This is a genomic window from Streptomyces omiyaensis (assembly GCF_014650895.1).
Lineage (GTDB): Bacteria > Actinomycetota > Actinomycetes > Streptomycetales > Streptomycetaceae > Streptomyces > Streptomyces omiyaensis.
The window spans coordinates 106,017-122,340 of sequence record NZ_BMVV01000023.1 but is presented as its reverse complement, the minus strand read 5'-3'; the positions used below and the strand labels follow the sequence as shown (position 1 = coordinate 122,340).

Here is a 16,324-nt window from a genome sequence, read left to right as displayed (position 1 = left end):
AGAACGGTGGACGTTTTCCGAATGTTCCGGACGTCGCGGGGTGAAGGGTGTGAGTCGGCTCACCCCTCGCGGCCGGCCCGGGCCTGCGGGGAGGGTCAGTCCTTCTCGGGCCGGTAGACGGCGCCGGCGCGAGCAGTACCGGGGGCGAGGAGCTCGGGGACGGTGACGAAGGTGTAGCCGCGCCGGTGGAGTTCGTCGATGATCCCGGGGACGGCGGGGACGGTGCCGTCGTATATGTCGTGGAGCAGGATGATGCCGTCGCGGTGCGCCTGGGTGAGGACCCGCTCGCGTATGACGGCGGAGTCGGTGGTGGAGTAGTCCTTGGCCGTGATGCTCCACAGGACCTGCGCGAGGCCGAGCTCCCGGCTGACGTCGGCGACGGTGGAGTCGGTACGGCCCTGGGGCGGGCGCATGAGGACGGGCTTGCGGCCGGTGATCTTCCCGATGGCGTCCTGGGTGCGGGACAGCTCCTCGCGGACGTCCTTCTCCTCGAGGTCGGTGAGGATGCGGTGGGACCAGGTGTGGTTGGCGACCTCGTGGCCCTCGTCCGCGATGCGGCGGACGACCTTCGGGTAGCGGTCGACGTGCTTGGCGCCGAGGAGGAAGAAGGTGGCGGGGACCTGCTTCTCCTTGAGGACGTCGAGGAGGTGGGGGGTGTCCTTGCCCGGGCCGGCGTCGAAGGTCAGCGCGATGCACTTCACCCGCTCGCAGTCGACCCGGCGGGGCGTGCCGCCCGCCTTGCCGTCGTCGCCCGACTCGGCCCGTGCCGCCTGCGGGGTGAGGGGGTCCACCCCGCAGCCCCCGAGGGTGAACATGAGCGTGGCGGCGGCGAGCAGGACGGCGGCCCTTCCCCCGCGGCGGCCCGGCCTGGATCGGAACATGGTGGTACCCGCTTTCCCCGGTTTCGTGTGTGAGGCGGCCGCGTCCACGCCTGGTCAGGGCGGGTATGCTCACGTGGCCGCCGAGAACTCTACACACGGTGTATACCGGGGCGGGAAGGGGGGTCTCCCCTTCCGCGGGACCCCTCCCCCCGGGGTTCGCTCCTCCCCCCTCCGGGCACAGCGAGACCCCGGGCGGAGCCCGTCCGCTCCGCCCGGGGTGTCCGATCCGGCCCGCTCCCGCCCGGCCCGCGGGTCAGCGGGAGGCGAGGAGCAGGCGCGCCTCGGTCTCCTGGTCGCCCGAGACCGCCTGCGCGGACTCGATCGCGAAGCCGGCGGCGAGCACCCGCTCGACCTCGCCGACGGCCTGGTACCCGCCGGTCAGCAGGGCGCCGACCTTGCCGGCGAGCCGCGGGGGAGCCACCTCCTCGCGCTGCCCGCCGGAGGTGTCGAAGGTGGCCATCCACACGGTGGCGACCGGCCCGGCACCCTCCGGAGCCGGCGCTTCGGCGTCCTCCAGCCGGTAGTAGTGGTCGAGGACCTCGAACACGGCCCTGGCGTCCTCACGGCCGCAGTCGCTCAGCTGGACGGTGACGTCGGTGTCGATGTGCAAGTCGTACACGTCGCTCATCTCCTCGGCACGGGTGCCACCCTTCCAGCATCCCCCTCCGTCCGCTCCCCGTCGACGGCTCCGGCCGGGGAGGGAGTCCACGGCGCCGGCGCCGGCCGCGGACCCGCCGGGGCGGTGGCGGAGCATGCGGGCGGAGCGGAGGGCGATCCCGGCGGGGCGGCACGCGGGGCGCCGGAGGTCGCCGTGGGCGGTCTCCACCAGCGCTCGGGACGGATCCGCACGGTGAAGCCGTCGCCCTCGACGGTCGGTTCCGCCGGACGGGCGGTCCGCCGCGTCCGCGGGCTCCTCACCCCCACCCCCACCGCTCGCCCCGGCCCGCGCCGGCCGAACGCCCCGGGAGGGAGCGCCGGAGCCGCTCCAGCAGTCCCGCGCGCCGGGTGCGCGCCGCCGGTCCCGGCGGGCGCGTGCTCCGCCCCCGGCGCGGCCCCATCGGCGCAGGCGTCACCGGCCCGACCGGCGGCTCCCCCGGCCCCCGGACCGCCCCGACCCGCACCGGCACCGGCACCACCGGGCCGGGCTTCGGCCCGGGCTTCGGCCCGGGCACGGGTGGTTGGGGCTCCGGAGCCGCCCGAGCCGCCATCGGCTCCGGCGTCCTCGCCCTCGCCCGCTCGCCCGGGTACGGCGCCGAGCCGGCCTCGCGGGCCTCGTCCAGGGCGAGGGCGAGGCTCACCCGGTGCCAGAGGACCTCGTCCGGGTCGTCGGCGCGGACCAGGCGGTCGGCGAGCTCGCGGGCCGCGCCCGCGAGCGGGAGCCCCGGCGGCGGGGCGGGGCGCAGCCGGTCCAGGTGGAGGCGCTCGTATGGGTCGTCGACGACCTCCGCCAGCTGGACCGGGTCGAGCAGCGAGGCGATCGCCGCGGCCCGGATCCAGGGGTCGTCCTCGGCGCGGAGCAGCAGGCCCAGGTGGCGGGTGCGCCAGTTGCGGGCCCGCAGGTCGGCCGTGTCGGCGCGCTCGCGCAGCTCGGCCGGCAGCCGGCCGGTGAGCAGGTCGGGGCGGTCCGCGCCGAAGGCGGTGACCTCGGCCGCCACGTACCGCCAGATCACCGAGCGGTAGCGGTTGACGGAGAAGCGGACCGGGCTGAGATGGCCGGTGCGGGCCAGCCGGGTGAAGCGGCCGTGGGTGACGGAGAGGAGCTCGGCGGCCTCCCCGGCGCCCACGGTCCGGACGCGGTCGCGGAGGCCGGCCGGGAAGTCCGGGGCCGCCTTGAGCCGTTCGAGCTCGGCCCGCTCGACCGGGCGCCGCTCGGGCGCCCGGGCCCGTCCGCTCCGGTCCCGGATCCGAAGCGGGCCCCGGAGCACGTCTTCCCGATCCGCATCCGCGACCGGGGCCGGGACGGGAACCGTCCTGATCAGTCCCATCAGGACGGCGAGCCGGAAGTCCTCCCGGCGCAGTCCCAGCTCCTCCGCGGCCCGGGCCGGTGCCACCGCCGGCCCCGACGGCGCCGTCCGCGCCGCCCCCGTCGTCCCCGCCCTGTCGTCCACCGTCATGGCGTCCGCTCCTCCCCACGCGCTCCCCCGGGTTCCCGTGAACCCGGCCCTCCCGAATGTAACGGAGAGTGACGAAGCGCGTGCGGCCTGTGGACAACCGGCTGTGGACAACGGTCAGGACAGGGGTCCGCCGGGCTGTCGCGCGGAGACGCCCAGGTGCTCGCCGACCCTGTTGACCAGCAGCGTCATCTCGTACGCGACCTGGCCGACGTCGGCCTCGGCGTCGCTCAGCACGCAGAGGCAACTGCCCTCGCCCGCCGCCGTGACGAACAGCAGTGCCTCGTCGAACTCGACCATCGTCTGCCGGGCCCGTCCGGCCCGGAAGTGCCGGCCGGAACCGCGCGCGAGACTGTGCAGGCCGGAGGAGACGGCGGCCAGGTGCTCCGCGTCCTCCCGCGCGAGTTCACTGCTCGCGCCGGTCACCAGACCGTCGTTCGACAGCACCAGGGCGTGCCGTATCGGCCCGACCCTCCGGGTCAGGTCGTCCAGGAGCCAGTCGAGCCCCTTGTCCAGCGCCATGTGATGGTCCTCCCCCTCGTCGGTGCGGTCGCGCCGGCCGGGCCCCGTGCCCGCGTTCGCCGGTACGGACCGCGTGTCGCGGCAAGCCTTACGCACTGTCGTGGACAGGGCAAGCACCCCGGTCGGCCCGGGTGTGCCGCCACGCGGCCGTCCGGTGCCGCACGATGGGGTCATGACGAGAATGACCGAGGAACAGTGGCGGGACTTCGTGTCCCGGGGCACCCGGACCGGCAAGCTCGCGACCGTGCGCGCGGACGGCAGTCCCCACGTCGTGCCGGTGTGGTTCGTGCTCGACGGGGACTCCTTCGTCCTCAACACCGGGAAGGACACGGTGAAGGGCCGCAACCTGGCCCGGGACGGCCGGGTCTCGCTCTGCGTCGACGACGACGCCCCGCCGTTCTCGTACGTCACCCTGAGCGGCCGGGCCGAGCTGAGCGAGGACCCGGCGGAGCTCGTCCACTGGGCCACCGTCATCGGCGGCCGCTACATGGGCGAGGACCGGGCCGCGGAGTTCGGTGCCCGCAACGGGGTGCCGGGCGAGCTGGTCGTCCGGGTGAGGATCGAGAAGGTGGCCTCGGCGGGCGGGGTCTCCGACTGACCTCCCCCGGACGCGGGCCGGTTCAGCCGACCGTGTCGAGGAGCCGGGCGGTGTGCATCCGCCCGGCGTGCTCGACGACCCGGATCAGGACCTCCTTGCCGGAGTCGCGGTCCCGCGCGTCGCAGAGCACCACCGGGGTGCCCCGGTCGAGGTCGAGCGCGCGGGACACGTCCCGCGCCCCGTAGGAACGGGCGCCCTCGAAGCAGTTGACGGCCACCACGAACGGGATCTTCCGGTGCTCGAAGTAGTCGACCGCCGGGAAGCAGTCCTCCAGGCGGCGGGTGTCGGCGAGGACGACCGCGCCGAGGGCGCCCTGGGAGAGCTCGTCCCACAGGAACCAGAAGCGGTCCTGTCCGGGGGTTCCGAAGAGGTACAGCGACAGCCCCGCGCGGATCGTGATCCGGCCGAAGTCCATGGCGACGGTGGTGGTCGTCTTCCGGTCGACCCCCCCGGTGTCGTCGACGAGTTCGCCGGCCCGGCTGAGCCGTTCCTCGGTGCGCAGGGGGCGGATCTCGCTGACCGCGCCGACCAGGGTGGTCTTGCCGACGCCGAAGCCGCCGGCGACGAGGATCTTCAGGGCGAGAGCGTCGCCGCCGTCCGCGCCGGGGCTGTCAGAGCGCTCGTAGGCCATCGATCACTTCTCTCAGGATGCGTTCGTCGGGGAGCTGCGCGGGCGGCACGGGACGGCTGACCCGTACGAAGCCCGATTCGAGGAGGTCGCCGAGGAGGACCCGGACGACGCCCACGGGCAGGTCGGCGTCGGCGGCGAGTTCGGCCACCGACTGGGTCTCGGCCCGGCAGAGGGAGAGCAGGGCGCGGTGTTCGGGCCCGAGGACGGCCTCCTCGTCCGGGCCCGGCGGGTCGTCGTCCACGACGACGAGCGCGATGAGGTCGAACCGTACGTTGCTGGGGCCGGGTCTGGTGCGGCCGCCGGTCATCGCGTACGGCCGGACGAGCGGTCCGGCGTCGGCGTCGTACCACTGGCTGCCCGGTGCGGGCGGGCCGCCGCCGGTGGTGCCGCCGGTGCTGTCCACGGTCATGGGGGGCTCCGGTCAGCCGCCGGCCGGCGGGGTCACCGTGAGCCGCGGCGGGGTGTGCAGGTGCTCGCCGACCCGTTTGACGAGCCGCGCCATCTCGTAGGCGATGAGGCCGATGTCGGCGCTGACGGAGCTGAGGACGGCCAGGCAGGAGCCGTCGCCCGCGGCGGCGACGAAGAGGAAGCCGTCGTCCATCTCGACCATGGTCTGGCGGACGCCGCCGGTGTGGAACTGGCGTCCGGCGCCCTTGGCGAGGCTGTGGAAGCCGGAGGCGACGGCCGCGAGGTGCTCGGCGTCCTCCCGGCTCAGTCCGCTGGACGCGCCGACCGCGAGGCCGTCGCCGGACAGCACGACCGTGTGCCGGACCTCGCGGACCCTGTCCACCAGGTCGTCGAGGAGCCAGTCGAGTTCGCCGGAGCGGTGGTGGGAGATCCTCTCGTGGTCGATCATGCGTCGTCTCCTTCGGATCGGGTGTCCTGGGGCGGGTTGGCGCGGGCGCCGAAGTAGGGGCCGAGGTCGGTACGCGCGCGTGCGTCGGCGCGCGGGTCGTGCGGGGTGCTCCGCTCGTGCGGGGCGTCGGGGCGGGCACCTCCGTGGGGTGCGGGGCCCGCGTCGACGTACGGGCGGGTGACGCGGTCCCCGGCGGCCGCCGGGGGGCTGCCGTCGCCGAGCGGGCGGCGGGTGCCCGGTACGGGGCCGCCGCCCCGCTGCCAGCCGTCGCGGTAGGCGGCCATCCGGGCGCGCGCCTGCTCGGGCGTCCGCTCCGGCGCGCCGGGGACGAGGGCCTCGGGTGCGGGGGCCCCGCGCAGCTGCGGGACGAGGCTCGCCTGCCGGATGCGACGGGGCAGTCCGGCGTCCCCGTCCGCGTCGCCGGAGGCCTGGGCCGGCCCGGCCGTCGGCACCGGCTGCGACGGCCCCTGCGCCGTCCCCCGCGGCGGCACGGGGCCACGGGGGCGCAGGGCGGTGACACCGGCCGGTACGGAGGCGGGGGGAGGGCCCGGGACGGGTGGGGGGTCCGGGGCGAGCGCGGGGACGGCGGTGGGGCGCGGCGGGGGCGCCGGCCGGTCGGGAGTCGGCTCCGGGCGCGGGGGCGCCGGCGCGGCGGACGCGCGCGGTGCCCCGGAGGCGGCCGGGCCGCCGGCGGGGACCGCCGAGGGGCCCGCGGGGGTCTTCGGCTGCCCGGTGGGCGGCGCGGGGGGCGGGGTGCCGGGGCCCGGGCGGGCTCCGTCGGCGTACGGACCCGCCGGGGGCGCGGCGAAGCGGCGGGCCTCCGCGCGGTGGGCCTCCTCGCGCTCGCGGGCGGCGCGCGCGCCGCCCGGGGCGGCCGTACCGGAAGGCGGGGCGGAGGCCCCGGCGGGCCTGGTGTCCCGGTCGGACGGCGGTGCGCCCTGGAGCAGTTCGGTGGGCAGCAGGACCACGGCGGTGGTGCCGCCGTAGGGGGACGGGCGGAGGTGGACCTTCACGGCGTGCCGGGCGGAGAGGCGGCTGACGACGAAGAGTCCGAGGCGGTCGCTGTCGAAGAGGTCGAGGGCCTCGGACCGGTCGATGCGGGCGTTGGCCTCGGCGAGGGTCTCCCTGCCCATGCCGAGGCCCCGGTCCTCGATCTCCAGCGCGTAGCCGTTGCCGACGGGTTCGCCGCTGACCCGGACCTTGGTGTGGGGCGGGGAGAACTGGGCGGCGTTCTCGATGAGTTCGGCGAGGAGGTGGGTGAGGTCGGCGACGGCGCCGCCGGCGACGGCCGTCTCGGGGAGCCGGCGCACCTCCACGCGCGCGTAGTCCTCGATCTCGGAGACGGCGGCGCGGACGACGCTGGTCAGCGGCACCGGCATCCGCCAGGCGCGGCCGGGAGCGGCACCGGAGAGGATGATCAGGCTCTCGGCGTGGCGGCGCATCCGGGTGGTCAGGTGGTCGAGCCGGAAGAGGTCGCCGAGTTCCGCGGGGTCGTCGGCGCGCCGCTCCATGCTGTCCAGGAGGTTGAGCTGGCGGTGGACGAGGACCTGGCTGCGGCGGGCGAGGTTGACGAAGACCCCGGAGATGCCGTCGGCCAGCTCGGCGCGTTCGACGGCCGCGGCGAGGGCGGCCCGGTGGACGGTGGCGAGGGCCTCGCCGACCTGGCCGATCTCGTCCCGGGGCGCGGGGCCCGGCGGCGCCTCGGCCAGGACGTCGATCTCCTCGCCGGCGCGCAGCCTGCCCATGGCGGCGGGGAGTTTGCGGCGGGCGATGCCGAGGGCGGTGTTGCGGAGGCTGACCAGTTCGACGACGAGGCCGCGGCCGATGCGGACCGAGATGACGAGGGAGGCGGCGACGGCGAGGAGGCCGAGGACGACGGCGGCCCCCGCGGGGCTGAGGATGCCGCCCGCGAAGGGACCGGTGCCGTCGGCCGCGGCGGCGCGCGCGTCGTCCTCGATCCCGGCCAGGCCGGTGCGTACGGCGGCGAGGGCGGCGTCCCACTCGGCGGAGGGCGCGGCCTGGGCGGCGGGCCGTCCGCCGTCGGCGGCGGAGACGCGGTCCTCGGCGGTGGTGAGCCGGGCGTGGTCGGTGCCGGCGGCGAGCCGGGACCAGGCGGTGCGGCCGGCCGGGGGGAGGTCTGCGGTGGCGGAGGCGAGGAGGGTGCGCCGGGTCTCGACGGTGCCGGTGAAGGCGCGCTGGTGTTCGGCGGTCATCCGGCCGGTGAGGTGGGCGGCGCCGAGGAGGGCGTCCTCGCGGGCGAGCATCTCGCCGGCGCGGGCGAGTTCGAGGAGCACGCGCGCGTGGGAGCCCTGTCCGGTGTCCTGGAGGCCGCTGAGGGCCCCGCCGACGGCGAAGCCGGCCGAGACGGCGGTCGTGTACGCGCGGTAGGCGCGGTCCCCGTCGCCTTCCCCTTCGGCGGCGGCCGCGCGGAGCCGGACCAGTCCCCGGACCTCGCCGACGAGGGCGCCGACGCGTTCGGCGACGTCGGCGGGCAGGTCGCCGGAGTCGCCGACGGTGTGGCCGTCGCCGAGGCGGAGCCGGGCGACGGCCTCGTCGGTGCGGCGGATCCGGTCCTCCAGCTCGGCGGCGCGGGCGGCGCCGGGGGCGGCGAGCTGCCGTACGGCGGCGCGGCGCTCGTCCTGGAGGGCGGCGACGGTGGCGGCCACGGGCTGCCGGATGTCGGCGTCGACGCGCTGGAGCTGGCGGATCCGCGCCATGTCCTGGGCGGTGGTGACGGTGGCGAAGCCCCAGAGGGCGAGGAGCGAGACGACCGGCACCATGAGGAGCGAGACGATCTTGGCGCGTACGGTGCGGGGCCGCAGTCCCCGGTGGTCCGCCGCCGTGGCGGCGCGTTCCTCCGGGCCGGTGTCCGGCGCCGGGCCGCTCGCCGCGGCGTCGTCCGCCGGGGCGTCGACGCCGGGCGGGGTGGGGGGCGGGGTGCCGGGCGGGGTGCCGGGTCCGGGATCGGGATCGGCGGCGGGGGGTTCCGGTTCGTCGGCGGGCGGCCCGGCGTGCGCGCGCCGCCCGCGTGCGGACGCCGGCGGCGCGGGCGCCGCGGCGTCCTGGTTCTTGCGGGGAGTTCGCATGGGCTCCTCGTTCCGGCTGGGAGGGGAGGGTCGGGTCCGGAAGGGCGAAGGGAGGGGGCGGGACGGGAGGAGGGGGCGGAAAGGACGGGGGGGAGGCGGGAAGCGGGAGGTAAAAAGGCGGGGGCGGAGGGCAGGGGCGGGACCGGAGGGCGCCGGACGGAGCGGCGTCAGGGGATGGGGGTGTCGGGGGGTGGGGGTGTCAGGGGGTGGGGGCGCGGAGCGCTTCCCGGGCGGCGCGGAAGCCGGGCGGTGCCACGTCGACGGCGCGCTCGTCGGGTTCGGTGAGGCGTTCGGCCGAGGCATAGGCGGCCCGTTCCTCGGCCGTCGGGGAGAGCGCCACGAAGGCGGAGGTGATGAAGAGGTAGGAGCCGAGGCCGACGGCGAGCGGGAAGATGAACTGCATGACCGTGGCGCCGGGGAGCTCCGCCGAGGAGGGAGTGACCTCGACGCCCACCGCGAGCATCCCCGTGTAGTGCATGCTGCTGACGGCCGCGCCCATGACGAGGGAGGCGAGCGCGACCGCGACCGGGGCGTGGATGTGGAGGGCCGCCCAGAGGGCCGCGGTGGCGGCGACGACGGCGATGAGGACGGAGAGGGCGACGAGCAGCGGGTCGTAGTGCACGGTGCCGTGGAGGCGGAGGGCCGCCATCCCCATGTAGTGCATGCTGGCGACGCCGACCCCGGTGGTCAGTCCGCCGATCAGAAGTGATCGCATGCGGTCGCGTCCGTAGCCGACGGCGAAGACGCCGACGCCGACGACGCCCATCGCGATGACGAGGCTGAGGAGGGTGAGCGGCACGTCGTAGCGGATGTCGGTGCCGGTGACGCCGAAGCCGAGCATGGCCACGAAGTGCATGGTCCAGATGCCGGTGCCGATCGCGGAGGCGGCGGTGAGCAGCCAGTTCCGCCGCGAACGGCCGGTCGCGTCGAGCGCGCGTACGGTGCAGCGCAGCCCGAGGGCGGCGCCGATGCAGGCCATCGCGTACGACAGCACAGGTATCAGCCAGCCGAAGGTGGCGTGGTCCAGGTGTCCCATGACTCGGGGACGGTAGGCGCACGTGGGGGCGCACCGGGGGCGCATTTCGAAAGCTGCTGGAATATGACGGAGAGAAGTACCGGATCGATCGGACGACGCTCGAACGTGCCCACAGAACGCTCACCCCCACGAGTGGGCGATCATGAGCGCATGAGCGATGACCCCACAGATGTCCGAGCGTTCTTCGCCACCCGCGCGGCCGACTGGGACAGCCGTTTCCCCGACGACGGGCCCGCCTACGCCGCCGCCGTCGCCGAGCTGGGCCTGCGCCCCGGCGACGCCGTGCTCGACGCCGGCTGCGGCACCGGCCGGGCACTGCCCCCGCTGCGTACCGCCGTCGGACCCGAGGGGACCGTGATCGGCGCCGACCTCACCCCCGAGATGCTGGCCGAGGCGGTGCGGGCCGGACGCAGCGGCCCCCGGGGCGCCGGGGTCCTGCTCCTCGCCGACGTCGGCCGGCTGCCGCTGCGGGACGGCGGACTCGACGCGGTCTTCGGCGCGGGACTCGTCTCCCACCTCGCCGATCCCGTCGCCGGCCTGCGCGAACTGGCCCGGGTGGTCCGTCCGGGCGGCCGGCTCGCGCTCTTCCACCCCCTCGGACGCGCCGCGCTCGCCGCCCGGCACGGCCGGCGGATCACCCCGGACGACCTGCGGGCCGAGCCCCGGCTGCGTCCGGTCCTCGCCGAGGCGGGCTGGCGGCTCGACGCGTACGTGGACGAGGACGCCCGCTTCCTCGCCCTGGCCGTACGGGAGGGCTGACGGGCGCGCCGGCGTCCCGGGAGGCGGAGGCGGAGAGCGCGTCGGCGGCACCGGCGGCCGGCCCCGGCGAACGGCCTCCGCCCCTGCTCCGTCCCGGCCCCCAACGCCCTCTTCTGTCACGGCACTTCGCCTTCTACCGTGGAAGTGCCGGGCCGTCGCGCCCGGGGAAAGGCGGCCTGCTGTGACACGGATAGCGGAACGCATGCGCAAACTCCTCCCCTCCGCCCGACGCGCGTCCGGAAGCGGGTCCGCCCCGCCCCCGGCCCCTGTCGGCCGGCAGGGCCACAACCTCTTCGAGGCGGCCGCGGTCTACGTGGCCGCCTGCGCGGAGGACGACCAGGAGCGGATGGAGGAGGCCTCCACCTGGGTCTCCCCCGGCCAGCTCAGCTTCGGCGTCAACGAACTCGCCTCCCGCGCCCTGCTCACCCTCGCCCGGGAACGGAACCAGACACCCGAGACCGTCGCCCGCTCCCTGCTCGGGGTGCGAGCCCGCTGAGACCCGCACCGGCGGCCGCTGACGTCCCTCCCGGCGGTCGCCGGGATTCCGGCCCCGGCGGCCCGCGTCCGGGCCGCCCCGCGGGTCTCGGGGCGGCCGCCGCGCTCCGGACCGTGCCCGGCCCGCGGCGGGCCCGGCACGGTCCGGCACGGGCCGGAGGGCACGGCCTACAGGGCGGCGTCCGCGCGCGGCTCCCCGTCGCGGGGGCTCGCGCCCGCCCCGGCCCTCCCCCGCTCGGGGCCGCCCGCGGGGAGGCGTACCGTCGCGACGACCAGCAGGGAGGCCACCGCTCCCAGCGCGGCCGCCACCAGCAGCACGGCGTTCAGGCCGGAGGCGAACGCCTCGCGCACCAGGTCCGTCATGCCGGCGCGGTCGCCCTCCGGCAGGCCGGCGACGATCGACCGGGCCTGTCCGCCGCTCAGGGCGGCGGCCGTGCCGTGCGGGTCCGGGACGCCGCCGTCGGCCGTGAGCGCCCGCTCGACGCGCGACTGGAAGATCAGGCCGAAGACCGCGACCCCCAGGGCGAAGCCCAGCTGGCGGAAGGTGTTGACCGCGCCGCCCACCATGCCTGCGCGCTCCGGCGGCACCGTGGCCAGGGCCGCCGCCGCGAGGCTCGGCGTCACGAGCCCCACCCCCACCCCGGAGACGACGAGTCCCGCCACGAGGCTCCCGCCCGTGGAGCCCGCGTCGAGGCCGGCCTGCATGACGGAGCCCAGGGCGACGAGCGCCAGCCCGCCCCCGACGGACACCCGGGGAGGCCAGGGGCCGAAGCGGCCCGCGAGCGCCGAGGCGGCGAACGCGGAGGCGCACAGGGGCAGGAGGTACAGGCCCGCCTCGACGGGTTCGTACCCCAGCACGGACTGCATCCAGAGCGACTCGTACAGCAGGTGGGCGAAGGCGGCGCCCTGCAGGCACAGGGCGCCGGTCATGATGCCGGTGAACGAGGGGCTGCGGAACAGCGACAGGTCGAGCACGGGCTCCCGGTGCCGCGTCTCGGCCAGGACGAAGAGGACGAGGGCGATGCCCGCCACCGCGAAGAGGCCGAGGGTGAGCGGGGTCGCCCACCCGTCCGAGTGGGCCCGGACCAGTCCGAAGGTGAGGGATCCGCTCGCCACCGTGAAGGCCACGACGCCGAGGACGTCCGCCCGCCGCCCGTCCCGGCGCGGGACCTCGGTCTCGCGGACCGAGCGCAGGGTCGTCACGACGGCGGCCAGGCAGACCGGCAGGTTGACGAAGAAGATCCAGCGCCAGTCCAGGTACTGGGTGAGGAGTCCGCCGGCCATCGGTCCGGCCGCCGCGGCGACCGAGTTGGTGGCGCCCCACACGGCGAAGGCGATCCCCCGCTCCCGGCCCCGGTAGTGCGTGCCGAGCAGCGCGATCGTCGTGCCGAACATGCCGGCGGCGCCCGCCCCCTGCACCGCCCTGGCGCCGATCAGCACGCCCGCGTCCGGCGCCAGCCCGCAGACCGCCGACGCCGCGGTGAAGACCGCCAGTCCGGCGAGGTACACCTTCCTGCGGCCGATCCGGTCGGCGCGGGATCCGACCCCGAGCAGCAGGGACGCCAGGGCCAGCGCGTAGACGTCGACGACCCACTCCACGTCGGAGAGGTCGGTGCCGAGGTCCGCGGCCACGGCGGGCAGCGCCACGGTCACGATCGTGACGTCGAGCAGGAGCATGAAGGTGCCGAGGCAGATCGCCGTCAGAGGCCACCACCGACGCATCCGAACCCCTTCGCCGACCACCGCGCCGGGTGACGCCCCCGGCGGCCCCATGATCCACGCAGGAGCGGCGTCCTCCCCCGGCATCCGCGCGCCACGCCGGGCGCGTGGGTCGCAGGGGCGTATGCCTAGGTCCGCCTGGAGGATCAGCGGTGGCGGGCCCGATGACCCGCTCATAGCTTCGCCGTATGACGAAACGGCAGATCGCCTACCTGGCATGCACCGTGACCCTCGTGGTCTCGGGAATGGGGGCCGCCGCCCCGACGGCCGACCATCGGACGGTGCACCGGGTGAAGCCAGGCGAATCGATCCAGAAAGCGGTGGACGCCGCGAGACCCGGGGACACGGTCGTCCTCGCCCCGGGCACCTACCGCGAGAGCGTCCGCATCACCACGTCGAACCTGACCCTGCGCGGCTCGACCGTCCTCCCCACCGTCCTCGTCCCCGGCACGGCCGCAGCCGGGGACACCTGCGCCCTGGCCGGTCACGGCCTCTGCGTGACCGGCACGGCCGACCGTCCCGTGGAGGGCGTCACGGTGCGCTCCCTGAAGCTCCGGGGCTTCGCCAAGAACGGCCTGTGGGCCTCCCGGACCGACCGGCTGAGGATCCACCGCGTCACCGCCGAGGAGAACGGCAACTGGGGCATCGCCCTGGAGCGGTCCGTCCGCAGCGTCCTGACGCACAACGTCGCCCGGGACAACGCCGACGCCGGGCTGTTCGTCTCCAACACCACCGACACCGAGTCGGGTGCCGTCGACGCCGAGGGGACGGTCATCAGCCACAACCACGTGTCCGGCAACCGCATCGGCCTGACCGTGCGACGCCTGCGCAACCTGACCGTCGAGCGCAACGAGGCCACCGGGAACTGCGCCGCGGTCTTCGTGGTGGGCGACGAGTCCACCCCGCGCGCCGGGGCGATGACCCTGCGCGCGAACCACGTCCACGCCAACAACAAGCACTGCCCCAAGACGCCCCGACTGCCCTTCCTCCAGGGCTCGGGCATCGTCCTGACCGGCGCCGAGGAGACGCTGGTCGCGGAGAACAGGATCGTGGACAACGTCGGCGCCTCGCCGCTGTCGGGCGGCATCGTGCTCTTCAAGAGCTTCGTGGGCGCCCTCAACGAGCGCAACGAGATCCGCGACAACGTCGTCCTCCGCAACGGCTCGGCCGACCTCGCCAACCGGGACACCGGCAAGGGCAACACCTTCCGCGGCAACACCTGCGAGGTCTCGGAGCCCGCGGGCATGTGCTGACGCCCCGCTCCTGGCCCGTGTCCCCCCCACCCTCCCCCGGCCCCTCCCCTCCCCGCACTCTCCCCCCTCGCGCCTCGGCGAAGAGGACCTCAGCGAAGAGAAGGCGACAGATGACGACTGTTGATCCGGTTCCCCCCACCGTCGACCCCGCCCCTCCGCCGTCCATGCGGCTGCGGGAGCTCGTGTTCGGGGCGGCCTGCGCCGCCGCCGTCCGCGCCGCCGTCCGCCTCGGCGTGGCGGACGCCCTGGGCGACACGCCCGCGACCGCGGAGGACCTGGCCGCCGCGGCACGGACCGAGCCGCGGACGCTGCGCCGGCTGCTCCGCGCGCTGTCCTGCCAGGGCGTCTTCACGGAGAACCCCGACGGCACGTTCTCCCACACGGAGATGTCCCGGCTGCTGCGCGAGGACGACCCGCACAGCCTGCGGTACATCGCCCTGTGGTGCACGGAGCCCTGGACCTGGAACGTGTGGCCGAAGCTCGACGAGGCGGTGCGCTCCGGGCGCAACGTCTTCGAGGACGTGTACGAGGAGGAGTTCTTCACGTACCTCAACGAGCAGGCGCCCGAGTCCGCGTACGTGTTCAACCGCGCCATGACCACGTCGAGCCGGCAGTCCGCCCAGGACGTCGCCGCGCTGCTCGACCTGACGGGCGCCTCCTCGGTCGCCGACATCGGGGGCGGTCAGGGGCACGTCCTGGCGAGCCTGCTGGAGCGGCACCCCGCCCTGCACGGCACGCTGCTCGACCTGCCCGGCGTGGTGGAGAACGCCGACCCGCGCCTGCGGGACGGCGGCGCGCTCGCCTCCCGGGTCCGCGTCGTCGCCGGCGACTGCCGCGAGTCCCTCCCGGTCCGGGCCGACGTGTACGTCATCAAGAACATCCTGGAGTGGGACGACGACAGCACCCGCAGGACGCTCGCCAACGTCCGCGCGGCGGCGCGTCCCGGCGCCCGGGTCGTCGTGATCGAGAACCTCGTCGACGACACGCCGTCGATGAAGTTCACGACCGCGATGGACCTCCTGCTGCTCCTCAACGTCGGCGGCGCCAAGCACACCCGGCGGAGCATGGTCGACCGGCTGACGGACGCCGGCCTCGTCATCGGCGAGATCCGCCCCGTCAACGCGTACCTCCACGCCTTCGAGTGCACCGTTCCCGCCTGACGGGACAACCGGCGGAAACCCGAGGCCGCCCGCCCCGCATCGTGCGGGGCGGGCGGCCTCGGGTTTCCGCCGGCGTGCGGCGCCTCGGGGGTCAGGACCCCCCGTCGCGCTCCCAGCGGTAGAAGCACTGCGCCATGGCGTCCTTCGGGCTCCGCCACGTCTCCGGGTCGTACGCGCTGACGTACGCCGACAGCTTCTCGCTGGCGCTCCGGAACTCCGGGTGGCCGGTCAGGCGCGCGATGGCCGGCCCCGGGTCCTGTTCCGACTCGATGAGGTGCAGGTACACGTCGCCGAACTGGAACAGGCGACGCCGGGCGACGCCGACCAGATGAGGCAGTTCGCCGCGGTCGGAGGCGGCGAACACGTCGGCGATCGCGGGAGCCGAGTCCGGCGCCATGCGGGCGACGATCAGAGCGTGGTGCATCGAGCGTCCTTCCTGGGGTGCGGGATGCTGCCGGGCCCGGTCAGGCGGGCAGGACCGGGGCGCTGCGGCGGTCGCGGGCGACCTGCTCGATGCGGTCCCGGATGAGGGCCATCTGCGTGCGGGAGTTGCGGTTGATGTTGTCGGTCATCCAGGCGTCGTCGACCGGGGCCTCGGGCTTCATCGCGAAGTCCTGCACCCACCGCATGCGGACGCCGGCCGGGGTGTCCTCGTACTCCCACCGGATGTCCATGTGGTCGAAGGGACCGGTCTCGACGCGGTGGGCGCGGACGGTCAGCCCGGCGCGGTCGACGGTGCGCTCGGACACCCAGCTCCAGACCTTCCCGTTGTCGTCCGGGTGCATGGTCAGGCGGAAGGTGGTCGAGTCGCCCTCCCTGGAGAGCACCTCGAGGGAGGCGTACTCGCTGAAGAGGGCGGGCCAGTTCTCGATGTCGTTGGTGATGTCCCAGACGAGGTCGAGCGGCGCCTCGATGGTGATGCTGTTGTCGGTGTGACCGGACACGTCACGCCCCCTTCTGGAGAACGCCGTTGACGAGACCGAGGAATTCGGCCGGCGACTTGCTGCGCTCGGCGTCGGTGGGCAGCGCCACGCCGTACCGGTTCTCCAGCTCGCCGACGATGCCCAGCAGGCCGAGGGAGTCGACGCCGAGGGTGCCGAACGGCGCGTCCGGGGCCTTCTCCAGCTCCCGGGGGTCGACGGTGACTCCGGCCGCCTGCTTCATCAGCGCGGCGAGTTCGTCGAAGGTCAGTGCCGTGGTGATCATCTGTGCTCTCC

Annotated in this window: 18 protein-coding genes; 5 read left to right on the top strand and 13 right to left on the bottom strand. The window is 75.4% G+C overall.

Features of this window, described 5'->3' with window-relative positions:
- Positions 1–95 precede the first annotated feature (95 nt).
- The 4 genes from IE287_RS29695 to IE287_RS29680 all read right to left on the bottom strand — a co-directional run bounded on the left by IE287_RS29695 (position 96) and on the right by IE287_RS29680 (position 3,514).
- Positions 96–881, bottom strand: a complete 786-nt coding sequence (locus IE287_RS29695; protein WP_189852309.1) for a polysaccharide deacetylase family protein — start codon at positions 879–881, stop codon at positions 96–98.
- A gap of 253 nt (positions 882–1,134) precedes the next feature.
- On the bottom strand, positions 1,135–1,509 hold the full coding sequence (locus IE287_RS29690; protein ID WP_189852308.1) for a hypothetical protein: 375 nt from the start codon (positions 1,507–1,509) through the stop codon (positions 1,135–1,137).
- Between the two features lie 286 nt (positions 1,510–1,795).
- Positions 1,796–2,995, bottom strand: a complete 1,200-nt coding sequence (locus IE287_RS29685; protein ID WP_229883813.1) for a DUF6397 family protein — start codon at positions 2,993–2,995, stop codon at positions 1,796–1,798.
- Positions 2,996–3,109: 114 nt separating this feature from the next.
- The gene (locus IE287_RS29680; protein WP_189852307.1) at positions 3,110–3,514 is read right to left on the bottom strand and encodes a roadblock/LC7 domain-containing protein; all 405 of its coding nucleotides are present in this window, start codon (positions 3,512–3,514) and stop codon (positions 3,110–3,112) included.
- A 172-nt stretch (positions 3,515–3,686) separates the two neighbouring features.
- On the opposite strand from IE287_RS29680, the gene IE287_RS29675 reads away from it, so the two are divergent.
- Positions 3,687–4,112, top strand: coding sequence for a PPOX class F420-dependent oxidoreductase (locus IE287_RS29675; protein ID WP_189852306.1), 426 nt, complete (start codon positions 3,687–3,689; stop codon positions 4,110–4,112).
- A gap of 22 nt (positions 4,113–4,134) precedes the next feature.
- On the opposite strand, the gene IE287_RS29670 is transcribed toward IE287_RS29675, so the two are convergent.
- The 5 genes from IE287_RS29670 to IE287_RS29650 form a co-directional block, all read right to left on the bottom strand.
- Positions 4,135–4,743, bottom strand: a complete 609-nt coding sequence (locus tag IE287_RS29670) for a GTP-binding protein (protein WP_189852305.1) — start codon at positions 4,741–4,743, stop codon at positions 4,135–4,137.
- Positions 4,724–5,152: a DUF742 domain-containing protein gene (locus tag IE287_RS29665; RefSeq protein WP_189852304.1), complete on the bottom strand. Its 429-nt coding sequence runs from the start codon at positions 5,150–5,152 to the stop codon at positions 4,724–4,726. Before IE287_RS29665 ends, IE287_RS29670 begins: the two co-directional genes overlap by 20 nt.
- A gap of 12 nt (positions 5,153–5,164) precedes the next feature.
- On the bottom strand, positions 5,165–5,599 hold the full coding sequence (locus IE287_RS29660) for a roadblock/LC7 domain-containing protein (protein WP_189852303.1): 435 nt from the start codon (positions 5,597–5,599) through the stop codon (positions 5,165–5,167).
- Positions 5,596–8,685: a sensor histidine kinase gene (locus IE287_RS29655; protein WP_189852302.1), complete on the bottom strand. Its 3,090-nt coding sequence runs from the start codon at positions 8,683–8,685 to the stop codon at positions 5,596–5,598. The genes IE287_RS29660 and IE287_RS29655 overlap by 4 nt, the downstream gene beginning before the upstream one ends.
- A 199-nt stretch (positions 8,686–8,884) precedes the next feature.
- Positions 8,885–9,721, bottom strand: coding sequence for an MHYT domain-containing protein (locus IE287_RS29650; protein ID WP_189852301.1), 837 nt, complete (start codon positions 9,719–9,721; stop codon positions 8,885–8,887).
- Positions 9,722–9,871: 150 nt separating this feature from the next.
- On the opposite strand from IE287_RS29650, the gene IE287_RS29645 reads away from it, so the two are divergent.
- Positions 9,872–10,480: a class I SAM-dependent methyltransferase gene (locus IE287_RS29645; RefSeq protein WP_189852300.1), complete on the top strand. Its 609-nt coding sequence runs from the start codon at positions 9,872–9,874 to the stop codon at positions 10,478–10,480.
- A gap of 202 nt (positions 10,481–10,682) precedes the next feature.
- The gene (locus IE287_RS29640) at positions 10,683–10,976 is read left to right on the top strand and encodes a hypothetical protein (RefSeq protein WP_229883812.1); all 294 of its coding nucleotides are present in this window, start codon (positions 10,683–10,685) and stop codon (positions 10,974–10,976) included.
- Positions 10,977–11,143: 167 nt separating this feature from the next.
- Here the strand turns inward: IE287_RS29640 and IE287_RS29635 are convergent, their stop codons facing one another.
- A complete protein-coding gene (locus IE287_RS29635; protein ID WP_189852298.1) occupies positions 11,144–12,697 on the bottom strand; it encodes an MFS transporter in 1,554 nt (517 codons plus the stop codon).
- Between the two features lie 185 nt (positions 12,698–12,882).
- Here IE287_RS29635 and IE287_RS29630 point away from each other — a divergent pair, with 185 nt between their 5' ends.
- Together IE287_RS29630 and IE287_RS29625 are read left to right on the top strand one after the other, a co-directional pair.
- Positions 12,883–13,947, top strand: a complete 1,065-nt coding sequence (locus tag IE287_RS29630) for a right-handed parallel beta-helix repeat-containing protein (protein ID WP_189852297.1) — start codon at positions 12,883–12,885, stop codon at positions 13,945–13,947.
- 110 nt (positions 13,948–14,057) lie between these two features.
- Positions 14,058–15,107, top strand: a complete 1,050-nt coding sequence (locus IE287_RS29625; protein WP_189852296.1) for a methyltransferase — start codon at positions 14,058–14,060, stop codon at positions 15,105–15,107.
- A 91-nt stretch (positions 15,108–15,198) separates the two neighbouring features.
- Here the strand turns inward: IE287_RS29625 and IE287_RS29620 are convergent, their stop codons facing one another.
- From IE287_RS29620 to IE287_RS29610, 3 genes are read right to left on the bottom strand one after another with little or no spacing between them, the layout of a single operon-like run.
- Entirely contained in the window at positions 15,199–15,531 is a 333-nt protein-coding gene (locus tag IE287_RS29620) for a TcmI family type II polyketide cyclase (protein ID WP_189852295.1), read from the bottom strand.
- 40 nt (positions 15,532–15,571) lie between these two features.
- Positions 15,572–16,051, bottom strand: a complete 480-nt coding sequence (locus IE287_RS29615; RefSeq protein ID WP_189852294.1) for an SRPBCC family protein — start codon at positions 16,049–16,051, stop codon at positions 15,572–15,574.
- A 1-nt stretch (position 16,052) separates the two neighbouring features.
- On the bottom strand, positions 16,053–16,313 hold the full coding sequence (locus IE287_RS29610) for an acyl carrier protein (RefSeq protein WP_189852293.1): 261 nt from the start codon (positions 16,311–16,313) through the stop codon (positions 16,053–16,055).
- Positions 16,314–16,324: the final 11 nt, after the last annotated feature.

Bases quoted from the DNA above. Each gene is read 5' to 3' on its own strand.
- IE287_RS29695 (WP_189852309.1), bottom strand. From the start codon at position 881: ATGTTCCGATCCAGGCCGGGCCGCCGCGGGGGAAGGGCCGCCGTCCTG.
- IE287_RS29690 (WP_189852308.1), bottom strand. From the start codon at position 1,509: ATGAGCGACGTGTACGACTTGCACATCGACACCGACGTCACCGTCCAG.
- IE287_RS29685 (WP_229883813.1), bottom strand. From the start codon at position 2,995: ATGACGGTGGACGACAGGGCGGGGACGACGGGGGCGGCGCGGACGGCG.
- IE287_RS29680 (WP_189852307.1), bottom strand. From the start codon at position 3,514: ATGGCGCTGGACAAGGGGCTCGACTGGCTCCTGGACGACCTGACCCGG.
- IE287_RS29675 (WP_189852306.1), top strand. From the start codon at position 3,687: ATGACGAGAATGACCGAGGAACAGTGGCGGGACTTCGTGTCCCGGGGC.
- IE287_RS29670 (WP_189852305.1), bottom strand. From the start codon at position 4,743: ATGGCCTACGAGCGCTCTGACAGCCCCGGCGCGGACGGCGGCGACGCT.
- IE287_RS29665 (WP_189852304.1), bottom strand. From the start codon at position 5,152: ATGACCGTGGACAGCACCGGCGGCACCACCGGCGGCGGCCCGCCCGCA.
- IE287_RS29660 (WP_189852303.1), bottom strand. From the start codon at position 5,599: ATGATCGACCACGAGAGGATCTCCCACCACCGCTCCGGCGAACTCGAC.
- IE287_RS29655 (WP_189852302.1), bottom strand. From the start codon at position 8,685: ATGCGAACTCCCCGCAAGAACCAGGACGCCGCGGCGCCCGCGCCGCCG.
- IE287_RS29650 (WP_189852301.1), bottom strand. From the start codon at position 9,721: ATGGGACACCTGGACCACGCCACCTTCGGCTGGCTGATACCTGTGCTG.
- IE287_RS29645 (WP_189852300.1), top strand. From the start codon at position 9,872: ATGAGCGATGACCCCACAGATGTCCGAGCGTTCTTCGCCACCCGCGCG.
- IE287_RS29640 (WP_229883812.1), top strand. From the start codon at position 10,683: ATGCGCAAACTCCTCCCCTCCGCCCGACGCGCGTCCGGAAGCGGGTCC.
- IE287_RS29635 (WP_189852298.1), bottom strand. From the start codon at position 12,697: ATGCGTCGGTGGTGGCCTCTGACGGCGATCTGCCTCGGCACCTTCATG.
- IE287_RS29630 (WP_189852297.1), top strand. From the start codon at position 12,883: ATGACGAAACGGCAGATCGCCTACCTGGCATGCACCGTGACCCTCGTG.
- IE287_RS29625 (WP_189852296.1), top strand. From the start codon at position 14,058: ATGACGACTGTTGATCCGGTTCCCCCCACCGTCGACCCCGCCCCTCCG.
- IE287_RS29620 (WP_189852295.1), bottom strand. From the start codon at position 15,531: ATGCACCACGCTCTGATCGTCGCCCGCATGGCGCCGGACTCGGCTCCC.
- IE287_RS29610 (WP_189852293.1), bottom strand. From the start codon at position 16,313: ATGATCACCACGGCACTGACCTTCGACGAACTCGCCGCGCTGATGAAG.